Below are 20,043 nucleotides of genomic sequence, written 5' to 3'. Positions count from 1 at the left end.
CTCGACCGCCGCGGCATTTCCTGATCGCGATCTCAGATACGGGAGCCCTTACGCGCGCGATTCGCCCATGAACCCGTAGAAATAGTATTCGCTGCCGTCGGCCATGATGACGACGACGCGCGTGTCCTCATAGGTCGCCTTCGCGACTTCCTTGCCGGACATCGTGTCGAGAATGCCTTGCGCGAAGACCTTCTCCGCTTCGCGGAGCGCGTCGGGGTCGATGTCGAGCAAGCTGGAATCTTGGAGATCGTTCACGGTTTCTTGATCGTCCACCCAAAAGTTCTCCGGCGCCGAGGCGGCTAGACCAGCCGGCCGGTCGACGCCCATGGGTCGCGCGGTGTTTCCTTCTAACACCATCGGCTCGGCGGCAGGATAAGATTAGGGCTTTTGTCGCCGCTTCGTGCGAAAAATATGTCCGCCGCGGCAGAGACTAGGCTCCAGGAGCACCGCCTCGACCCAGCCGAGGGAGTTCGTTTCCGGCGGCACGAAACGCGATTATCTATGTATATCATCGAAGCGATGAACGGACCGCTCGACGGAAAACGATGGCCTTTCGAACGGGACATCACGATCGGCCGAGACGAACACGTCGCGCAAGCCGCGTTGACGACCGATCGCTCCGTCTCGCGGCGCCACGCCAGCGTCACCGTCGACAACGGCGAGGTCGTGCTCGCCGATGCGGGCAGCAGCAACGGCACGATCGTCGGCGGGCAAGCGATCGAAACGCCCGTGCGGTTGCAACTCGGTCATCCGTTCCGCGTCGGTTCGACGATGCTACGCGTTTTGGACGTTTCCGGGAGAGCCTGATGCCGACCACCATCCAGACGTTCGCTGAAAAGAAACGGCGGGGAGAGAAAATCGCGGTCATCACCGCGTACGACGCGCTGACCGCGGCGATGGTCCACGCGGCCGGCATCGATGCGATCCTCGTCGGCGATTCCGCGGCGATGGTCTTTGCCGGCTACGACTCGACCCTGCCGATCACGATGGACGAGATGCTCTATCACACGCGCTGCGTCGTCCGCGGGGCGAAAGGCGCGTTCGTCATCGGCGACATGCCATTCATGTCGTATCAGGCGGGGCACGACGAAGCCGTCAGCAATGCGGGCCGTTTCCTGAAAGAGGGCGGTGCGAACGCCGTCAAGCTCGAGGGTGACGATCCGGCCCTTGTCGCGCGCCTGGTCCACGCGGGCATCCCCGTCATGGGTCACCTCGGCCTCACCCCGCAATCGGTGAATGCGCTCGGCGGTTTCCGCGCCCAGGGCAAGACCGAGGCCTCCGCAGCTTCGATCCTCAAGAGCGCGATCGCGCTCGACCTGGCCGGCTGTTTCTCGATCGTGCTCGAGTGCGTACCGTCGCCGCTCGCCGCCGAGATCTCGCGGACGATCGGCGCTGCGACGATCGGCATCGGCGCCGGCCCGCACTGCGACGGCCAGGTGAGCGTGATCAACGACGTGCTCGGGCTCTCGACCGGCTATCTGCCGCGCCACGCCAAACGATACGCATCGTTCTACGAAACCGGCTTGACGGCGGTGCGCACGCACATCGACGAGATCCGCTCGAACGCGTTCCCAGCGCCCGAGCACGAAGTCGGGGCGCACGCGCCGCACCGCTCGAAACCGGCCGGCGAGAGCTCTCCCACTTCCTGACGCATGCACATCTGCCGTACCGCGGCCGAGCTGCGCGCCGTGCGCAACTCGCTGAGATCGCCTGTCGCACTCGTGCCGACCATGGGCGCGCTCCACGCCGGGCACGAATCGCTGTTCAAGAGATCTCGCGACGAGAACGCGACGGTCGTCGCATCGATCTTCGTCAACCCGCTCCAGTTCGGACCGAACGAGGATCTGGCGCAATATCCGCTCACGCCCGAAGATGATTCGGCGCTGCTCGAACGCGTGTCGTGCGACGTGCTCTTCGCGCCGACCGTCGACGAGATGTATCCTGCCGGTTCGCAGACGCGCGTGCAGCCCGGCGAAGTCGCGACGCACCTCGAGGGCGAGAGCCGGCCAGGTCATTTTGCCGGCGTCGCGACCGTCGTGCTGAAGCTCTTCTCGCTCGTGACGCCCGACCGCGCGTACTTCGGAGAGAAGGACGCGCAGCAGCTCGCAGTCGTGCGCCGCATGGTGCGCGACTTCGATCTTCCAGTCGAGATCATCGCGTGCCCGACCGTGCGCGAAAGCGACGGTCTCGCGATCTCATCGCGTAATCGACGCCTGAGCGACGTGCAACGCCGCGACGCGGTCGGTCTTTCGCGCGCGCTGCGACTCATCGTCGAAACGCTGGAGCGGGGGGCGACGGACATCGGCGCCGTCTCGCGCGCCGCATCGGCGGAGCTCGGCGCGTTGAAGCAGGACTATCTGGCGGTCGTCGATCCCGCGGATTTCGTGCCGCTCGACGCGGTCCCACGTCACGCCGATCTGCTCGCGGTCGGCGCCGCCTTTTGCGGAACGACGCGTCTCATAGACAATATGAAGCTCCGCTCGGCATAGGACGAGCAAGCGGCCCCGACAAACATGATATTTCCACCATGAGCGACTTCGACCGGCCTTCCACCTTCGCGGGCCGCACGATCCTCGTCGGCGTATGCGGCGGCATCGCGGCCTACAAGTGCGCGGGCGTCGTCAGCAAGCTACGCCAAGCCGGAGCCGACGTGCACGTCATCATGACCGCCGCCGCGCAGCGCTTCGTCACGCCGCTCACCTTCCAGGCGCTGTCGGGAAACGACGTCCACACCGAGATGTTCGACGCCGGCACTGCCTGGCAAGTGGCGCATATCTCGCTCGTCCGCAAGTCGTCACTCTTCCTCATCCTCAACGCGACTGCGAACACGCTTGCGAAACTCGCGCACGGCATCGCGGACGATCTCTTGTCGACGTGCGCGCTCGCGACGCGCAACCCGGTGCTCGTCGCGGCCGCGATGAACACGGCGATGTACGAGGCGGAGCCGACGCAGCGCAACATCGAGACCTTGCAGAGTCGCGGCTACGAGTTCGTTTCGCCGGGATCGGGCTTTTTGGCATGCGGCGAGATCGGCGAAGGCCGGCTTGCTGAGGAAGACGAGATCACCGAAGCCGCCGGAGTCGTGCTCGCGCGAACCGCGTCGATGTCCGGCGACGTCGTCGTCGTCACCGCCGGACCGACGCGCGAATTCGCCGACCCCGCTCGTTTCTTGTCGAATCCGTCGACGGGCAAGATGGGGTACGCGATCGCGAGCGAGGCGCGCGCGCGCGGCGCCCGCGTCACGGTGATCAGCGGGCCGACGCACCTGCGAGCGCCTGCCGGCGTCGATGTCGTCCGCGTGACGACGGCGCGCGAGATGCACGCCGCCGTGCTCGAGCATATCGGCGGGGCGACGGTGTTCGTCGGCGCAGCTGCCGTCGCAGATTTCCGTCCGGCGGTCGTCGCTGCGGGCAAAGTGAAGAAGGACGCAGCCGAACTCGCGCTCGAGCTCGCTCGCAATCCCGATATCATCGCTGACGTCGCCGAGCATCGCCCGCGCGGGTGCTTCGTCGTCGGTTTCGCCGCCGAGACGGACGGCATCGAAAAAGCCGGCCGTGAGAAGCTCGAACGTAAAGGCCTGGACTGCATCGTCGTCAACCGGATCGGCGGTCCGATGGGCGGCTTCGCGGCAGACGACAACGAGGTCGTCATCCTTTGGGGCGATGGCGGCCGCGAGGCGATCTCGCGGGCACCGAAGTCGACGATCGCGCGTGCGGTGCTCGATCGGGTCGCCGCATTGCGGGATCGCGCCTGACGCATGCTGCTCGCGATCGAAGCCGGGAACACGAACGTCAAGTTCGGCGTCTTCGAGACCGACGGCGCCGCCGCAGGCACGCTCCTCCACACATGGCGCTCGGTCACGGACAGACGACAGACCGGCGACGAACTCGCCGGACTCGTCGACGGAGCGATGCGCATCAGCGGCATCGCACGGTCCGCGATCAAACGCGTCGTCGTCGCGAGCGTCGTGCCGCCGCTCTATAGGTCGATATCGGAGCTGTCGCACCGCTACTTCGGATGTACGGGGGAGTTCATCTCAGCAGCGCGCCAAACGCTCATGCCGGTGATCGCCGCGCGCCCGGCCGAACTCGGCGCGGATCTCATCGCCGGTGCGATCGGCGCCGTCGAGAAGTACGGGGCGCCGCTCATTGTCGTCGGCTTCGGCACGGCGACGACGTTCGCTGCGATCGACTCGCAAGGCCGCTACGCCGGTACTGCGATCGCGCCAGGTGTCGAGATCTCCGTCGACGCGCTCGTCTCGCGCGCCGCGAAGCTTTTCGACGTGCCGCTTGTCCTGCCGCCCGCGGCGATCGGCACCGACACGGTGAGCTCGCTCCAGTCGGGCATCATCTTCGGATTTGTCGGGCAAGCCGAATATCTGATCGGCCGGATCGCCACGGAACTCGGCGCCCCGAAACCGACCGTCGTAGCCACCGGCGGCCTTGCCGAGCTCATCGCGCCGCACACGAAGGCGATCGATCGGGTCGATCAGCGGCTCGTCCTCGACGGTCTATACCATTGGGCGACGACAGATCGCGCGAGCGGCGATTCTGTCGATGTGACGATCGGCACCGCGAAAGGAAAGGCATGAGCGACGACGTCGTCTCGATCGCCGCGTTCGCCGGCAGCCTTCGCAAGGGATCGTACAATCGGATGCTCCTTCGCGCGGCGGTCGAGCTCGCGCCGCCGGAGATCAAGGTCGTGCCGTTCGATATCGACGACGTGCCGCTGTTCAACGATGACCTCGATAGCGACGAGCACCCGTTGCCGTCCGTGAAGCGACTGCGCGATGCCATCCGTTCCGCCGATGCGCTGCTCATCGCGTCGCCCGAATACAATTGGTCGATCCCGGCGGTGACAAAGAACGTACTCGACTGGGCGTCGCGCGAAGACGGTGTGCTCGAGCACAAACCGACCGCGATCATGGGCGCGTCGACCGGCGGGTTCGGCACGGTGCGGATGCAGATCGCGATCCGGACGGTCGCCGGGTTCACCGATCAGTGGTTCCTCAACGACCCGCAAGTGCACGTCGCACGTGCGCGTGAGAAATTCGACGCCGATGGGCGGCTGACCGATGAGACGACGCGCCAACAGGTCGTCGAGCTTGTTGTCGCCCTCGCCGCCTTCGCGCGACGTATTAAGAGAAGCTCGGCGTAGATCTTACATATCTTCGGGGCGGTTCGCGTACGTCGTGACGGTGCACGTTATCGCAGGGGACTCCCCGTACTTTCGGCCGAGATCGGTCAGATACGTCTTTATCGTCGAAGTGTAGCCCGTGAAGAACTGCTCGACAAATCTGAACATCGGATTGTAGATCCACCCGGCCTCCCTGATCGTCACAACCGTGCCGCCACCGCTCGGATCGAACCTGTATTTCCAGCCTCCACCGAACGGCAGGGTCGGGTCGGCGATATCCCGTTCCAAATACTTGCCCGAGATATTGCGGTCGCCAAATTCGAGATACGTCAGCGTCTGGCCGTTCTTGTACGTCTCGACCCACCTCGTTCGGCCCACGGTTGCGGTTTCGGAGTGAACCTCCCGGACGTCGCTGCGCCAACTCGGAGATGACGCATCGTCTTCGACGGTCGCGAAGAGCGTCGCGGGCGATTGCCGATACTGTGCCGAGCACGACGCGATGTGCGCGATCGGGAGCCCCGTGCCGATCGCGATCGCGACGATCAAGACGAAGACGAGGAGGCCGATGACCGCGCCGATCCAGCGGACGACGGTCTTCATTTCGGCTTGGCTTCAGCCTCAGCCGCGGGTGCAGGCGCGTCGAGCGCGAGCGCGACCATCATCCGGACGCCTATCTCGAGCGCCGCTTCATCGATCGAAAAGCGTGCGTTGTGATGCGGCGCCGACGTGCTCTCGTCGCATTGCGTGCCGAGGAAGAAGAAGCATCCAGGCCGCTGTTCGAGCATGAACGAAAAATCTTCGGCGCCCATCGTCGGCCGCATGTCCTCAGATCGCTCTTCGCCGAGGATGCGCGTCGCGAGCGCACGCACGTACGCCGCTTCGTCGGGGTCGTTCGCCGTCACCGGGTAGCGCCATTGATAGTCGAGGTCGTAGGTCGCACCGTGCGCCTCGCACGAACCGTGTAGAATCGTCTTGATGCGCGGCTCCATCTGCGCGCGGACTTCCGGCGAGAACGCTCGCACGGTGCCGAGCAGCCGGACGTCGTCGGGGATGACGTTATGGATCGTGCCGCCGTGGATCGCGCCGATCGTCACGACGGCAGGTTCGACCGGTTCGACCTTCCGGCTCACGATGCTCTGGACCGCGGTGATGAAGTGCGCTGCGGTGAGGATCGGGTCGTTCGTCTCGTGCGGCGCTGCGCCGTGGCCGCCTTTGCCGTGGATCGTGATCTCGATCGAATCGCTCGACGCCATCACAGGACCCGGGCGAACGCGGATGACGCCGCTCGGTGCCTGCGAGAGCAAGTGCAAGCCGTAGACGCGATCGATGTGCGGGTCCTCGAGCACGCCGTCGCGGATCATCTCGCGCGCTCCCCCCTTGCCTTCTTCGGCTGGCTGGAAGCAGAGCACGATCGTGCCGGAGAGTTCGTCTTGTCGCTGTGCGATGATCTGAGCGGCGCCGAGTAAGATCGCGACGTGACCGTCGTGTCCGCAGGCGTGCATCTTGCCGTCGCTCGCGGATGCGAACGCCAATCCGGTTTCCTCTTGGATCGGAAGCGCATCCATGTCGGCGCGCAAGAGTATCGTGCGCCCCGGACGCTTCGAGCGCATGATGCCGACGACGCCGGTCCCGCCGATCTTCGTGCGCACTTCGTAGCCGAGGCGCTCGAGACGATCGGCGACGATCGCAGCGGTGCGCACCTCTTCGAAACCGAGTTCCGGGTGGCGATGGATGTTGCGTCGCAACTCGATGACGTCGCGCGTGACGTCCGGCGGCACGATGACGGTCGATGATGGCATGGCGATTCGTTCGGGATGACGGCGGGCTCACACCTCGGGGCCAGAAACTGTAGCGGTCGAGCTTTAGCTCGACCACCGCGGTCTTGCCAGGGTGCCCAGGCCACCAATGGCGGGTGCGCGAATCGGAGGGTTCGACATGGCCGTGACACCGGTTTTGCGCATCGGGTCGTTCGAAATCGACCCGCCGCTGGCTCTAGCACCGATGGCAGGCGTCACCGACGCGCTGTTCCGCCGCTTGTTCAAACGTTTCGGGCTCGGCCTCACCGTGAGCGAATTCGTCTCGGCGAACTCGCTCGTGCGCATGAACCGCCGCACGCTCGAGATGATCGAGGTCTACGACGACGAGCGGCCGACATCGGTCCAGCTGCACGGGAGCGACCCCGCGATCATGGCGGAGGCCGCGGCATTCGTCGAGGAATGCGGTGCCGACATCGTCGACATCAACTTCGGCTGCCCGGCGCCGAAGATCACGAAGGGCGGCGACGGTGCCGCGATCCTTCGCGATCCGGACCTCGCCGTCGCCATCTGCGACGCCGTGCGCAAGGCCGTGAAGCGCGCACCGGTCACGTGCAAGATGCGCCTCGGTTGGGATGCGGAGAACTTCACCTTCATCGAGATCGCGAAGCGCGCTGAAGCGGTCGGGATCGACGCGTTCACGTTGCACGGCCGCTACGGTAAACAGTTCTACAAACCGTCCGCGAAGTGGGAGCACGTCGCGCGTTTGAAAGAGGCGCTGCACGTGCCGGTCATCGGTAATGGCGACGTGTCGTCTCCCGAGGAGGCGATGATGCGATTGCGCGAGACCGGCGCCGACGCGATCATGGTCGGTCGCGCCGCGCTCGGCAATCCTTGGCTAATCCGCGATATCGCCGCGGCGATGCGCGGCAAGGCTGTGCCTGCACCGCCGACGATCGCAGAGCGCATCGACTTCGCGCGCGAGCACTTCGACGCGATGATCGAACGCTACGGCGAACGATCGGGACTTCTCCAGATGCGCAAACATCTCGGCTGGTACGTCAAGGGGATCCGCGACGCGGGGAGCATGCGCGAGCGCATCAACAAGGCGCCCGACCCGGATGCGGTACGCGTGCTCCTCGACGAGGCACGCGCGACCCAGCCGGCGGAACGCGGTGCCGAGGATCACGAAGAACTCGCGGTAGCGATGTAACCTTGAATCGTCCGGGACGATATACCACGTAGGCGGCGCTGCACAACCACGCGCCGATGGAGCGGACGGAGCATCATATGGAAGATCAAGCATCGGGCCAAGGACAAATCGCCTCGGCCGTTCCTGCGACGCCGACGGTCGCGCCGGGCCCGAGCCTGGGCGAACGCGTGCACGAATTCGAATCGCGTCTGCCTTCTTTGAACGAGGCTCTCTCAACACTCGCGAGCTTCGTGCCGGGCTTCGCCGGCTACAAGTCGACCGAAGACCGTCGCATCGCAGATAAGCAGTTGCGTGCCGTCATCGGCGAGCGGCTGACGAACGTGCGCGGCCGCCTCGACGCGGTCGTCGACACGCTTTCGCGAAGCGGCAGCCTCGACGGCGTTGCGCTCATCGACCAGAGCTCGCGTCGCCTCAGCCGCTTGATCGACCGCATGCGCTTTGCGGACTATGGCTATGCGGCCGTGTTCGACCGCGTCCAGATGGGCGATACCGAACTCGCAAAGATCTACGCGTACGATACGGCGCTCATGGGTGAGCTGGGGAAGTTCGAATCGGGCGTCGGTGAGGTCGAGCAGGGCGCAGCTGATCCGACAGCACTGCGCAGCGCGCTCGCGAAGCTCGATGGGCTGACGGCGGAGTTCGACCGCCGCTTCGAAGGCCGCAAGCACCTCTTCGATGGCCTGCCCACCCCATAACGATATCTGTTGTAGCGGTCGAGCTTTAGCTCGACCGGGAGGACCAAATGGCACTCGGCTTATCCGTCATCGAATTCTTCGACAATACCGGTCAGCAGATCGTGCACCGGTGGCCGGAGACGGGATCGACCGACATCAAATGGGGCAGCCAGCTCATCGTCCAGGAGAGCCAGGCAGCGGTGTTCTTCCGCGACGGTCGCGCGCTCGACACGTTCGGTCCGGGCCGCTACACGCTTGCGACGCAGAACCTACCGCTCATAACCGGCTTGCTGTCGATGCCGTTCGGCGGCACGTCGCCGTTCCAAGCCGAGGTGTACTTCGTCAACCAGAAGGTCTTCACGAATCTGCACTGGGGCACCGCCGAGCCGATCCTCTTCCGCGATGCCGAGTTCTCGATGGTGCGCCTGCGCGCGTACGGCGTCTTCAGCGTCCGAGTAACTGATGCGCAACTGTTCGTCAACAAGATCGTCGGCACGCAGAACGTCTACACGAGCGATGCGCTCGCCGATTTCTTTCGCAACGCGATCGTCTCGCGGCTGAACAACCTGCTCGGCGAGACGCTCAAGAGCATCCTCGACCTGCCGAAGTCATACGACGCTTTGGACGCTGCCGCGAAGGCGCGCGTCAAAGACGACTTCGGCCAATACGGCGTCGAACTCGTCGACTTGCTCATCAACGCGATCACGCCGCCGGATGAAGTGCAGAAGGTCATCGACGAGCGCACCGGCATGGGCGTCATCGGCAATATGGGCCAGTACATGCAATACAAGAGCGCGCGCGCGATCGAGGATGCAGCACAGAACCAGAGCGGCGGCGCCGGAACCACAGCCGGCCTCGGCGTCGGCGCCGGCATCGGGTTCGCGTTGCCGGGCATGATCAATCAGGCGATGCAGCAGGCGAACTCGCAAGCCGCAGCGGCTCCGTCGATGCCGACGGCGTCGATCGCCTGTCCGAACTGCCACGCGCCAAACCCACCCGGCGCGAAGTTCTGCTCGGAATGCGGCAAAGCTATGGCGGGCGCGGTGTGCCCGAACTGCAAAGCGCAGAACGCGCCCGGCGCGAAGTTCTGTTCGGAGTGCGGCACGAAGCTCGGCTAACCGCGTCGCGGACTAAATAAAACCAGCTTCGACCGAGTCGACGAACGCCTCGAGCGCGAGGTTGAAGAACTCCGGATTGTCGAGGTTCGCCACGTGGCCCGCGTGCGGCACGCGGACGACGCCGCTGCACGTCGGAATCGCACTCGCGAGTTCTTCGCTCAACTCGTGCGGCGCGATCGAAGTGTCGAGTTCGCCCCAGAACACTTCCGCCGGCACGCTGATCCGCGGCAGGAGTGCACGGTAGTCGCCGGTCCACGTCGCGCGCGTCGACGCTTTGTACACGGCGAGCGGGATCGATGCCATGTCGGCGACCGACTTCTCGACCAGCGCTTTTGGGGCGTCCGGCTTATGGATGCCTGGTGCGCGCGTTTTCGCGAACTCGGCGATGCCAAGACGATCAAGATTCGCGACGCGCTCGTCGATCGACGTAGAACCGTCCGGATAGAATGCAAATGTGTCGACGAGCGCAAGCGACTTCACGCGCGCCGGCTTCGCGTCGTACGTTTCCAGCGCGACGACCCCTCCGAGCGAACATCCGCAGAGATGTGCTGACTCGATTCCCGCCGCATCGAGCACCGCGACGACATCGCGAGCGTATGCCGCGCGGCTGATCGCTTTCGCATCGCGAGCAGCGGGCTTGAGCGACGACTCAGGCGGCATTTCCGACTCGCCGTAACCGCGGTAGTCGAGTGCGATGCAGCGAAACCGTTCGGACAGCATCGTGAGCTGCGGCGCCCACATCTGTTTTGTCGCGCCAACGCCGTGAAGGAAGAGGATCGGCGGTCCGCTGCCTTCATCTAGATAGGCTATGCTCAGCCCGTCGGACTTCGCTCGCTTTGCGTCGGTCATAGGTCCAGGGACGTTCTTTTGACCGAAAGCCCAACCTTCAAGTCGGTGACCGTGGGGCCGACTCTGCGAGGCCGCGGCGGTCGAGATAAATCTCGACCGCTCCCTTTGTCTTCTTATCGCGAGGTCGCGGCGGTCGACCGTAAAGGTCGACCGCTCCATGAACCGAGAACGTCGAAGCGATATGGCCAATGCCCTCCAAGAACAGCAATTGACGCTCTTCGACACCGTTTACACGGCCTACAAAGAGTTCGTCAATCCGCCGCTCGCGCGGTTCATGAAGGTCGCAGGCGCGCCGGTCGAGATCCGCGCGCGCGGCTGCCGCGTCTGGGATCACACGGGAAAATCGTACCTCGATTTTTGCGGCGGCTACGGCGTCTTCACGCTCGGCCACATGCACCCGCGCGTCGTCGCGGCGGTCCGCGATCAGCTCGATAGGATGGCGCTCTCGACGCGCGTCTTCTTCAACGAACAGCTCGCGATGCTCGCAAAGGCGCTCGCCGATCTCGCCCCAGGCGATCTCGCGATATCGTTCTTCTCGAACAGCGGTACCGAGGCCGTCGAAGCGGCGCTCAAACTCGCGCGGCTTTCGACCAAACGCGTGCACATCGTCTCGACGCATAACGCGTATCACGGCAAGACGATGGGCAGCCTCACCGCGACGGGCCGCGACGTCTTCAAGGATTCCTTCCAGCCGCTCGTGCCGGAATTCGAGCACGTCCAGTTCGGCGATCTCGACGCGCTCGATCGCGCGTTGCCCGGCGCAGCCGCGTTCATCGTCGAACCGATCCAATGCGAAGGCGGCGTCGTCATCCCGCCCGACGGCTATCTCAAAGGCGTTCGCGAGCTGTGCGACAAGCATGGCGCGCTCTTCATCGCCGACGAAGTGCAAACAGGTCTCGGACGAACCGGCTACATGTGGGGCGTCGACGCCGACGGCGTCGTGCCCGATATCATGACGATCGCGAAAGGTCTCTCGGGAGGCGTCGTACCGATCGGCGCGACGATCTCGAAGCGCGACGTCTGGATGCGTGCGTTCGGCCAATCGCCGCTCATGCACACGAGCACGTTCGGCGGCAACCCGCTCGCATGCTCGGCCGGCCTCGCCGCGCTCGAAGTGCTCGTCGACGAAAAGCTCGTCGATCGATCGCGAGAGATGGGCGCGTATCTGATGAAGCGCGCGGACGAGCTGCGCGCGAAACATCCGGACGTCATCGCCGAAGTACGCGGCCGAGGCTGCGTCGTCGGCGTGGAACTCACGAACGAAGGGTACGGCGGCGTCATCATCCCCGAGTGCCTCAAGCTCGGGATGACCGCGGCGTATACGCTCAACCAGCAGCGCGTCATCCGTCTCGAACCTCCGCTCGTCGTCACGAAGGACGAGATCGACGAAGCGGTCGACATCCTTGGACAAGGAGTGACCAAGGCGAAGGATAAACTCGGAAAGCTCTAGCGGTCGTCTTCGCCGGTCGCGCTTATGCGCGACCGCTGCGTTTACGGCGCTTTTCGATAAGATGCCATACGTCGAGACCTCGATAGACATCGCCGCGCCGCGGCATCAGATCTACGCGCTCGCTAAGGATCTCGAGCGCTATTCGGATTTCATGCCGGACGTCGAATACGTGAAGGTGCTGAGCCGCGACGGCAACACGGCGGTGTCGCGCTGGAAGACGCTCGTGGAAGAAGCGCCGATCGAGTGGACGGAAGAAGACGTCTTCGACGACGTCAACACGCGCATCGACTACAAGCTCATCGAAGGCGACCTCGACAAATTCGAAGGCGCGTGGACGTTCGACGAGCGCGACGGCGTGACGCACGTCAGCCTCGGCGTCGACTACGACTTCGGCGTGCCGACGCTCGCGGAGCTCATCGGGCCGATCCTCCACAAGAAAGTGGAGGAGAACTCGCTCATGATGCTGCGCGCGCTCAAAGAGAAGTGCGAGGCGCAGGCGCGCCAAAACGCTGACCTTCTCCCAGGACCATAGCGCCCGCTCGTGAAACATTAACGGTCGCCGTCTTAGGGTCGGCTCGCTCGAGGTGTTCCGTCGCGTGCGCAAATTCGGTTTCCTCATCCACCCGCTTTCCTACGAAGACGTCCTGCGCTACGAGCCCAAGGCGGCCGGTAAAGGTCGCCCGCTCATCCGCAAGATCCTCGAGTGGATGCCAGCGTACAAGGTCTCCGAAATCACGGGTATCCGATCCAAGACCGGCGAGGAGTGCACGGGTTATTTCATCGCTGCGCCGCTACTGCCGGACCAGTTCCTCGAATTGCCGCGCGACCAAGTCATGGCGCGCATCATCCGCGGTGCGAACATCGCGGCCGAACTCGGCTGCGAGATCGTCGGTCTCGGCGCGTTCACGTCGGTCGTCGGCGACGGCGGCGTAACGGTATCGGAGAATTGCCCCATCGCCGTGACGACAGGCAACTCGTTCACGATCGCAGCCGGCATCCAAAGCCTCATCCGCGGGGCACGCGAGATGGGGATCGACCTCGCGCGCTCGCACGCGACCGTCATCGGCGCCACCGGGAGCATCGGCGCGGCGTGCTCTCAGATCCTCGGCAATCAAGTCGAGCGCCTGACCCTTACGGCGCGCAACGCGACTCGCCTCAAGAATCTCTCGCACGCGCTCCAGCCGCACGTCGCCGCGCAGTGCGATTGGACCGCCGACATCCGCGACGCGGTCCAGCGCGCGGATCTCGTCCTCACAGCGACTTCCGCGGTGTCGGAAGTCGTCGAGCCGGAAGACCTCAAGCCGGGCGCCGTCGTCTGCGAAGTATCGTTGCCGCATGACGTTTCGCGCCGCGTCGCGGTCGAGCGGCCCGACGTCCTGGTGACCGAGGGCGGCAACATCCGCGTACCAGGCGACGTCGACTTCCACTTCGATTTCGGATTGCCGCCGAAGACCGCGCTCGCGTGCATGTCGGAGACGATGATCCTGACGCTCGAGAACCGGTTCGAGAACTACTCGCTCGGGCGCGGAATCAACATCCACAAAGTGCTCGAGATCGAGCAGCTCGCCGCAAAGCACGGCTTCGAGCTCGCGGGCATGCGCGCGTTCGACAAGGCGATCACCGTCGAGCAGATCGCGCGCACGCGCGAGCTCGCTATCGCGGCTCGTGCCGGCGCGATGCCGGGCCGAAGCGACGTCGTGCCACGCCGTAACGGCGCCGCCTCGAAGAACGGGTCCGCGGCCCAGAAGGGCGCAGCAGCGCGGGCGAACGGATGAAGACGATCGTCTCGGTCAGCCTTGGATCCTCGACGCGCGATCACCGCGTCATCGTCGACTGGCTCGGCGAAAAATTCGACATCAGCCGCATCGGCTTCGACGGCTCGATCGAACGCGCCGTCGAAAAACTCAAAGACATCGACGGCCGGGTCGACGCGATCGGCCTCGGCGGCATCGACGTCTATCTGTATGCCGGTACGAAGCGCTACGCGCTGCGCGACGGCGTGCGGATGCTCGAAAGCGTCAAGAAGACGCCCGTCGTCGACGGCAGCGGTCTCAAGAACACGCTCGAGCGCGAGACCGTGCGCGTGCTCCAAGAGCGCGGCATCGTCGATTTCCGCGGCCTGCCGGTGCTCATGGTGAGCGCTCTCGACCGTTTCGGGATGGCGCAGGCGCTCGTCGCCGCGGGAGCGCAGGTCACGTTCGGCGATTTCATCTTCGCGCTCGAGATCGACAAGCCGGTGTCGTCGTTGGCCGAGTTCGAGAAAGAGGCCGCGCGCTATCTGCCGGACGCGTGCAAGCTGCCGTTCCAGTTCTTCTATCCGACGGGCAAGAAACAAGAGCGGCCGCCGGAGCCGAAGTTCACGCAGTACTACGATGCCGCCAAGCTCATCGCCGGCGACTTCCACTTCATACGCCAGCACATGCCCGACTCGCTCGCCGGCAAGATCGTGCTCACGAACACGGTGACGGAGAAAAACGTCGCCGAGCTGCGCGAACGCGGCGTCGCGCTGCTCGTCACGAGCACGCCGAACCTCGGCGGGCGTTCGTTCGGCACGAACGTCATGGAAGCAGCGCTGCTCGCCAAGCTCGGCAAGCGTTGGGAGGACGTCGTCGAAAGCGACTACCTCGATCTGCTCCATCGCCTGCGCTTCGAACCACGCGTCGAAACGCTCGCACCCGCTCACATCACCACCGCGACCTAGGGAGAGACCAGTGACCGAAAAGGAAGTCCTGCTCACAGAAGACGGCCTGAAAAAGCTCGAAGTCGAGCTCGACGAGCTCAAGAGCGTCCATCGCAAAGAGGTCAACGACCGAATACGTCAGGCCAAAGAGTTCGGCGACATCTCTGAGAACGCCGAATACGAGGACGCCAAGCAAGAGCAGGCGTTCGTCGAAGGGCGCATCCTCAAGCTCGAGGCGATGATCCGCAACGCGAAGATCATCGTCGAGAGCGAAGGCAGCGCCGACGAGGTGCATCTCGGCAGCACGGTGCGCGTCCGCAACGTGACCGCCGGGAGCGAAAACGAATACACGATCGTCGGCAGCACCGAGAGCGATCCGCTCAACGCGAAGATCAGCAACGAATCGCCGATCGGCGTCGCGCTCATCGGCTCGAAACCGGGATCGACCGTCACCGCGTCGACGCCGGGCGGCGAGGTGCAGCTCAAGGTCATCTCGATCCGTGGCAACCGGAAGACCGGCTCCAAAGCTAAGGCGAAGTGAGCGAGCCGCTCGACGAAGGAAAGACCGAAGCCGAACTGATCAAGGTGCGTCGAGGAAAACTCGACGCGCTGCGAGCGATGGGCCGCGACCCGTTCGCGGTCACGAAGTTCGACCGTACCCACACCTGCGCAGCCGCGCGCGAGGCGACCGGCGAGGTCCGCGTCGCCGGCCGCATCGGCGGTCTGCGGCGGATGAGCAAGAAGAGCGTGTTCGCAGACCTCGACGACGAGACCGGCCGCATCCAGCTCTATTTCAAGGTCGACGATCTCGGCGCCGATGCCGATGTCATCGACCTCCTCGATCGCGGGGATGTCCTCGGCGCGACGGGTGAGATCTTCACGACGAAGACCGGCGAGATCTCCGTCCACGTCCGATCGCTCACCGTGCTCTCGAAGTCGCTCCGCCCCTTGCCCGACAAGTGGCACGGCCTCACCGATCCGGAGATCCGCTATCGTCGACGCTACGTCGACCTCATGGTGAACCGGCCCGTGCTCGATACGATGCTCGCGCGCTCGCGCATCCTCGCCGCCGCGCGACGTTTCCTCGACGGGCGCGGCTACCACGAGGTCGAGACGCCGACGCTTCTCGGCGTCGCGGGCGGCGCCAATGCGCGGCCGTTCGTGACGAAGTCGAACGCGCTCGACGTGCCGCTCCAGCTGCGCATCGCGACCGAGCTCAACCTCAAACGCTGCATCGTCGGCGGCATCGAAAAGGTCTACGAACTCGGACGCATCTTCCGCAACGAGGGCATCGACAAGACGCACAACCCCGAGTTCACGATGCTCGAGCTCTACGAGGCGTACACCGACGTCGAAGGCATGATCCGGCTGACCGAAGACCTGATCGTCCACCTCGCCGAATCTGTCGGCGTCCGCGGCGGCCACGAGTGGAACGGCGAGAAGATCCGTCTGGAAAAACCGTTCGCTCGCATCCCCTACCTCGATGCGCTCGCCAAGTGGGGCGAGCTGTCGCGCGAGGACGTTCTCGTCGAGGAACGAGCGCGCGCGGTCGCGCGCCGCCTCGGCATCGAGCTCCAAAAAGGTGCGAGTCACGGGCACGTCATCGACAAGATCTTCGAACTCGTCGCCGAGCCGCATCTCGTCGATCCGACGTTCGTCACCGAGCAGCCCGTCGTGCTGTCGCCGCTCGCGAAACGCAAACCGGGCGACCCCGACCTCGTCGAGCGTTTCGAGCTCTTCATCGGCCACATGGAGATGGCGAACGCGTTTTCCGAACTCAACGACCCAGACGACCAGCGCGGCCGCTTCCAAGCGCAGGCGCGCGAACGCGCCGCCGGCGATGCGGAAGCGCCCGAGCCGGACTGGGACTACGTCCAGGCGCTCGAATACGGCATGCCGCCGACCGGCGGAATCGGCTACGGAATCGATCGCATCGTCATGCTCTTGACCGGTGAGGCGTCGATCCGCGACGTGCTCCTTTTCCCGCTGCAGAAGCCGGAGTGAGCGAAAGCGGCGGTCTGCTCCGGACGATCGCGATGGTCGTCGAGTACGACGGCACGGGCTACCACGGCATGCAACGACAGACGACGTTGCCGACCATCGCGGGCGAGCTCGAGCGCGCGTTGTCGCGGCTGTTCGGTCACGACGTCCGCATCGTCGCCGCGGGCCGCACCGACGCCGGTGTCCATGCGACAGGTCAGGTCGTCAGCTACGCGACGACGAGCTCGTTCGACCTCGAACGCTTACCAATAGCTGCCAGTGCGATGCTGCGCGGTTCGCGCATCGCGGTGCTGCGCGCGGTCGAGCGGGAGTCCGGTTTTTCCGCGCGCCGGCACGCGCTCGCTCGTACCTATCGCTATCGCATCGTCAACCGGACGGCGCCCTCGCCGCTCAACGATCGACGAGCGTTCCACGTTCGCGCGGCGCTCGAGATCGCCACGATGCGCGCGGGTGCGGAGAAGCTGATCGGCGAGCACGATTTCGCCGCGTTCTGCGCGACGCCGCCGGCGCGGGGCGGAACGACCCGGACCGTGACCGGCATTTCGGTCGATCGCGCCGGCGACTTCGTGGAGCTTTGGATGACCGCGGACTCATTTCTCCATCAGATGGTGCGCATCGTCGTCGGCACGCTCGTCGACGTCGGGCGCGGACGGATGACGCCGCACGATGTCGCTACGACCCTCGCCTCGCGTGAGCGCGAGCGTGCCGGCTTCACGGCGCCGCCGCACGGCCTGTTCTTGGAACGCGTGCACTACGCGCATCCGATATGACCGCGCGTTCGCAAGACATCGTCATCGAGATCGCGGACATGCGCTCGGCGGTCGACGTCGAGATGGTCCGCGCGGCGCTGTGCGGGATCGCGGGCGTCACCGATGCCATCGCGAGCCTTGGTGAATCGCTCGCCACCGTCACCGCGGATCCGACGGTTGCGACGCCGGACATGCTCCGCGCTGCGATCGCCGCAGCCGGATTCACTCCCGGCGATGTCCGCTTTCCGGAATAATCCAGAATGGGTCCTCACTGATGTAGTAGGCCGAGCGAAGCTCGGCAAAATGTAGTAGGCCGAGCGAAGCTCGGCTTCACCTAGCCGTTCTGACAGCCCACCCCCACAGGGCCACAAGCCAGGCGACGGGGAACCGCTCTGCCTTCACGACCCTGGGGGATGGTTCCATGTCCACGTTAGCGCCGGCGAGCGTGCCCGACCGTTCGCACATCGCGCAAGTGACGACGCGAGAAGAACTCGTCTATCTCTTGTCGCGCGCCTCGGAGCTCGAGCACGGCCTCTCGTGCGTCTACCTGTTCGCCGCATACTCGCTCAAGAACGACGCCAGCGAGGGCGGCCTCACGACCGAGCAAGCGCAGATGGTGCGCGGCTGGAAGCGCCGACTCGCATCGGTCGCGGTAGAGGAGATGCTTCATCTCGCGCAAGTGTCGAACATGCTGATCGCGATCGGCGGTGCGCCGCACTTCAGGCGCGTGAACTTCCCGCTTCCCGCGTCGGCGTTCCCGCTCGGCATCCCGCTGACGCTCGAGCCGTTCTCGCAGGAGACGATCGAACGGCTTCTCTGTTTCGAACTGCCGGAAGCGGGCGTGCTGCCGGACGAGAAATCGAAGGTCTACGAAGCTATCCGCACCCGTGTATGCGGACCGGTTGCGCCCGCCGGCGCTGCAGGCACACGGCCCGCGGCCCTCACCGAGCCCTACGACGTCGACTTCCGCACCGTCGGGGATTTCTACCACAAGATACTGAGCGGCTTCACGAACATTCCGGAAGACGTGCTCTTCATCGGGCCGCCCCAAGCGCAGGCGAATTCGCGTTATCTCGACCTCCCCAAGCTCGTCCAAGTCGTCGATGCGGCGTCAGCGCGAGCGGCGGTCGAGATGATCGTGGAACAAGGCGAAGCGCCGACGTCGGATCATCCAGACGCCCACTTCGCCGTGTTCGACGCGATCCGAAAGCAATACGCGGGAGCGCTCAAAGATGCGAGCGACACCGGAGCGACGTTCGAACCGGTACGACCCGTCATCTCGAACCCGATGACGCGCTACTACGACGACGCGACAGGCGGCAACATCATCACCGATCCGCTCACCCACGACGTCGCCGATCTGTTCAACTCGACATACGACACGATGCTGCTCATGCTCGCGCGCTTCTTCGCCCACATCGACGAGACCGAAGACGAGCTCCGCCTGATCTCGCGCGGCACGCTGCGCATCATGGCGTCGGTCCTCCGCCCGCTCGGCGAAGCGCTCGCGCAGATGCCCGCTGGTCCGGAATACCCGGGCAAAACCGCCGGCCCGGGCTTCGGATATAACCGCGACATCCATCTGCTCGCGCACAAGACGTCGGCGTGGGTGTTCGTGCTCGAGCGCATCGCCGATCTCGTCGCGCGGACCTCGGCGATCGGTGCGAGACCCGAAGCGCCTCCGCAGGTGCAAGAGGCGGCGGCGGCGCTGCAGTCGATCGGCGACCACCTCGTCCAGTTCGTCCCGCGGCAGTTCTCGAGCAAGATGGATTTCCACTCGATCGAGCCGCCGGTGCCGGCGACGATCTCCTGCGAGGAGAACGGCCCGTATCTCGTCGCCAACCTGCGGCATCTCACGAACTCGAAAGGCGAGACCCTCGCCACGCGACGTTCGCTCGCCCTTTGCAGGTGCGGCGGTTCGAACCTCAAGCCGTATTGCGACGGCACGCACGCGCGCATCGGGTTCTCGAGCGCGAAGTCGCCGAACCGCACGCCCGACCGGCCCGACACGTACGTCGGCAAGTCGATCACGATCCACGACAACCGCGGCACGTGCTGCCACGCCGGCAACTGCACCGATCATCTCCCGGCGGTCTTCCATCACGAAGGCGACACGTTCGTGACGCCCGACGGCGCTTCGGCGGACGAGGTCGTCGCGATCGTCAGGCAGTGTCCGTCCGGCGCGCTGAGCTTCACGCGCGACGGCGTCGACTACAAAGGCGAAGACCGCGACCAAGCGATCTACGTCTCGAAAGACGGCCCGTATCACGTCCAGGGCAACATCGCCATCCAGCGTGAGAAGCAGAACTCCGGTGCGCTCGCCGAGCACTACGCGCTGTGCCGCTGCGGTCACTCGAAGAACAAACCGTTCTGCGACGGTACGCACTGGTACGTCGGCTTCAAGGACGAAGACAACTAG

General features: G+C 64.9%; 22 protein-coding genes. 18 read left to right on the top strand and 4 right to left on the bottom strand.

What is annotated here, in order from left to right; translation table 11 throughout:
* Positions 1-48: 48 nt before the first annotated feature.
* Complete coding sequence (locus VFO25_10505) at positions 49-273, bottom strand: hypothetical protein (GenBank protein HET9343332.1); 225 nt, start codon at positions 271-273, stop codon at positions 49-51.
* Between the two features lie 228 nt (positions 274-501).
* Between VFO25_10505 and VFO25_10500 the strand changes: the two genes are divergently transcribed.
* Genes VFO25_10500 through VFO25_10475 form a run of 6 tightly spaced genes read left to right on the top strand, consistent with a single transcriptional unit; the run spans position 502 to position 5,157 of the window.
* Positions 502-807 (top strand): FHA domain-containing protein, encoded by a 306-nt coding sequence (locus VFO25_10500; protein ID HET9343331.1) that lies wholly within the window; start codon positions 502-504, stop codon positions 805-807.
* Positions 807-1,649, top strand: coding sequence for a 3-methyl-2-oxobutanoate hydroxymethyltransferase (gene panB, locus VFO25_10495; protein ID HET9343330.1), 843 nt, complete (start codon positions 807-809; stop codon positions 1,647-1,649). The genes VFO25_10500 and panB overlap by 1 nt, the downstream gene beginning before the upstream one ends.
* A gap of 3 nt (positions 1,650-1,652) precedes the next feature.
* A complete protein-coding gene (gene panC / locus VFO25_10490) occupies positions 1,653-2,489 on the top strand; it encodes a pantoate--beta-alanine ligase (protein HET9343329.1) in 837 nt (278 codons plus the stop codon).
* Positions 2,490-2,527: 38 nt separating this feature from the next.
* Positions 2,528-3,754, top strand: a complete 1,227-nt coding sequence (gene coaBC / locus VFO25_10485) for a bifunctional phosphopantothenoylcysteine decarboxylase/phosphopantothenate--cysteine ligase CoaBC (GenBank protein HET9343328.1) — start codon at positions 2,528-2,530, stop codon at positions 3,752-3,754.
* Between the two features lie 3 nt (positions 3,755-3,757).
* A complete protein-coding gene (locus VFO25_10480; GenBank protein HET9343327.1) occupies positions 3,758-4,591 on the top strand; it encodes a type III pantothenate kinase in 834 nt (277 codons plus the stop codon).
* Positions 4,588-5,157, top strand: coding sequence for an NADPH-dependent FMN reductase (locus VFO25_10475; GenBank protein HET9343326.1), 570 nt, complete (start codon positions 4,588-4,590; stop codon positions 5,155-5,157). The genes VFO25_10480 and VFO25_10475 overlap by 4 nt, the downstream gene beginning before the upstream one ends.
* A gap of 3 nt (positions 5,158-5,160) precedes the next feature.
* Here VFO25_10475 and VFO25_10470 read toward each other — a convergent pair whose 3' ends face one another.
* Positions 5,161-5,736, bottom strand: a complete 576-nt coding sequence (locus VFO25_10470) for a hypothetical protein (GenBank protein HET9343325.1) — start codon at positions 5,734-5,736, stop codon at positions 5,161-5,163.
* Positions 5,733-6,935, bottom strand: coding sequence for an amidohydrolase (locus VFO25_10465; GenBank protein HET9343324.1), 1,203 nt, complete (start codon positions 6,933-6,935; stop codon positions 5,733-5,735). The genes VFO25_10470 and VFO25_10465 overlap by 4 nt, the downstream gene beginning before the upstream one ends.
* A gap of 136 nt (positions 6,936-7,071) precedes the next feature.
* Between VFO25_10465 and dusB the strand changes: the two genes are divergently transcribed.
* From dusB to VFO25_10450, 3 genes are all read left to right on the top strand, one after another.
* Positions 7,072-8,103 (top strand): tRNA dihydrouridine synthase DusB, encoded by a 1,032-nt coding sequence (gene dusB, locus VFO25_10460; GenBank protein HET9343323.1) that lies wholly within the window; start codon positions 7,072-7,074, stop codon positions 8,101-8,103.
* Between the two features lie 77 nt (positions 8,104-8,180).
* On the top strand, positions 8,181-8,798 hold the full coding sequence (locus VFO25_10455) for a hypothetical protein (GenBank protein ID HET9343322.1): 618 nt from the start codon (positions 8,181-8,183) through the stop codon (positions 8,796-8,798).
* Positions 8,799-8,845: 47 nt separating this feature from the next.
* Positions 8,846-9,895 (top strand): SPFH domain-containing protein, encoded by a 1,050-nt coding sequence (locus VFO25_10450; GenBank protein ID HET9343321.1) that lies wholly within the window; start codon positions 8,846-8,848, stop codon positions 9,893-9,895.
* Positions 9,896-9,907: 12 nt separating this feature from the next.
* Here VFO25_10450 and VFO25_10445 read toward each other — a convergent pair whose 3' ends face one another.
* Positions 9,908-10,744 carry an alpha/beta hydrolase gene (locus VFO25_10445; protein ID HET9343320.1) on the bottom strand — a complete coding sequence of 279 codons (837 nt, stop codon included), beginning with the start codon at positions 10,742-10,744 and terminating at the stop codon, positions 9,908-9,910.
* A 181-nt stretch (positions 10,745-10,925) separates the two neighbouring features.
* Here VFO25_10445 and VFO25_10440 point away from each other — a divergent pair, with 181 nt between their 5' ends.
* The 9 genes from VFO25_10440 to VFO25_10400 all read left to right on the top strand — a co-directional run bounded on the left by VFO25_10440 (position 10,926) and on the right by VFO25_10400 (position 20,043).
* Entirely contained in the window at positions 10,926-12,194 is a 1,269-nt protein-coding gene (locus tag VFO25_10440; protein HET9343319.1) for an aspartate aminotransferase family protein, read from the top strand.
* A 61-nt stretch (positions 12,195-12,255) separates the two neighbouring features.
* Positions 12,256-12,726 carry an SRPBCC family protein gene (locus VFO25_10435; protein ID HET9343318.1) on the top strand — a complete coding sequence of 157 codons (471 nt, stop codon included), beginning with the start codon at positions 12,256-12,258 and terminating at the stop codon, positions 12,724-12,726.
* Between the two features lie 64 nt (positions 12,727-12,790).
* Positions 12,791-13,969, top strand: a complete 1,179-nt coding sequence (locus VFO25_10430; GenBank protein HET9343317.1) for a hypothetical protein — start codon at positions 12,791-12,793, stop codon at positions 13,967-13,969.
* Positions 13,966-14,895 (top strand): hypothetical protein, encoded by a 930-nt coding sequence (locus tag VFO25_10425; GenBank protein ID HET9343316.1) that lies wholly within the window; start codon positions 13,966-13,968, stop codon positions 14,893-14,895. Before VFO25_10430 ends, VFO25_10425 begins: the two co-directional genes overlap by 4 nt.
* A gap of 10 nt (positions 14,896-14,905) precedes the next feature.
* Positions 14,906-15,415 (top strand): transcription elongation factor GreA, encoded by a 510-nt coding sequence (gene greA, locus VFO25_10420; GenBank protein HET9343315.1) that lies wholly within the window; start codon positions 14,906-14,908, stop codon positions 15,413-15,415.
* Positions 15,412-16,878 carry a lysine--tRNA ligase gene (lysS, locus tag VFO25_10415; GenBank protein ID HET9343314.1) on the top strand — a complete coding sequence of 489 codons (1,467 nt, stop codon included), beginning with the start codon at positions 15,412-15,414 and terminating at the stop codon, positions 16,876-16,878. The genes greA and lysS overlap by 4 nt, the downstream gene beginning before the upstream one ends.
* Positions 16,875-17,645 (top strand): tRNA pseudouridine(38-40) synthase TruA, encoded by a 771-nt coding sequence (gene truA / locus VFO25_10410; protein ID HET9343313.1) that lies wholly within the window; start codon positions 16,875-16,877, stop codon positions 17,643-17,645. Before lysS ends, truA begins: the two co-directional genes overlap by 4 nt.
* A complete protein-coding gene (locus VFO25_10405; GenBank protein ID HET9343312.1) occupies positions 17,642-17,878 on the top strand; it encodes a heavy metal-associated domain-containing protein in 237 nt (78 codons plus the stop codon). Before truA ends, VFO25_10405 begins: the two co-directional genes overlap by 4 nt.
* A 167-nt stretch (positions 17,879-18,045) precedes the next feature.
* Positions 18,046-20,043 carry a ferritin-like domain-containing protein gene (locus tag VFO25_10400; GenBank protein HET9343311.1) on the top strand — a complete coding sequence of 666 codons (1,998 nt, stop codon included), beginning with the start codon at positions 18,046-18,048 and terminating at the stop codon, positions 20,041-20,043.

Source organism: Candidatus Eremiobacteraceae bacterium (genome assembly GCA_035710745.1).
Classification (GTDB): Bacteria; Vulcanimicrobiota; Vulcanimicrobiia; order Eremiobacterales; family Eremiobacteraceae; genus JANWLL01.
This window is presented reverse-complemented; position numbering and strand designations above follow the sequence as displayed.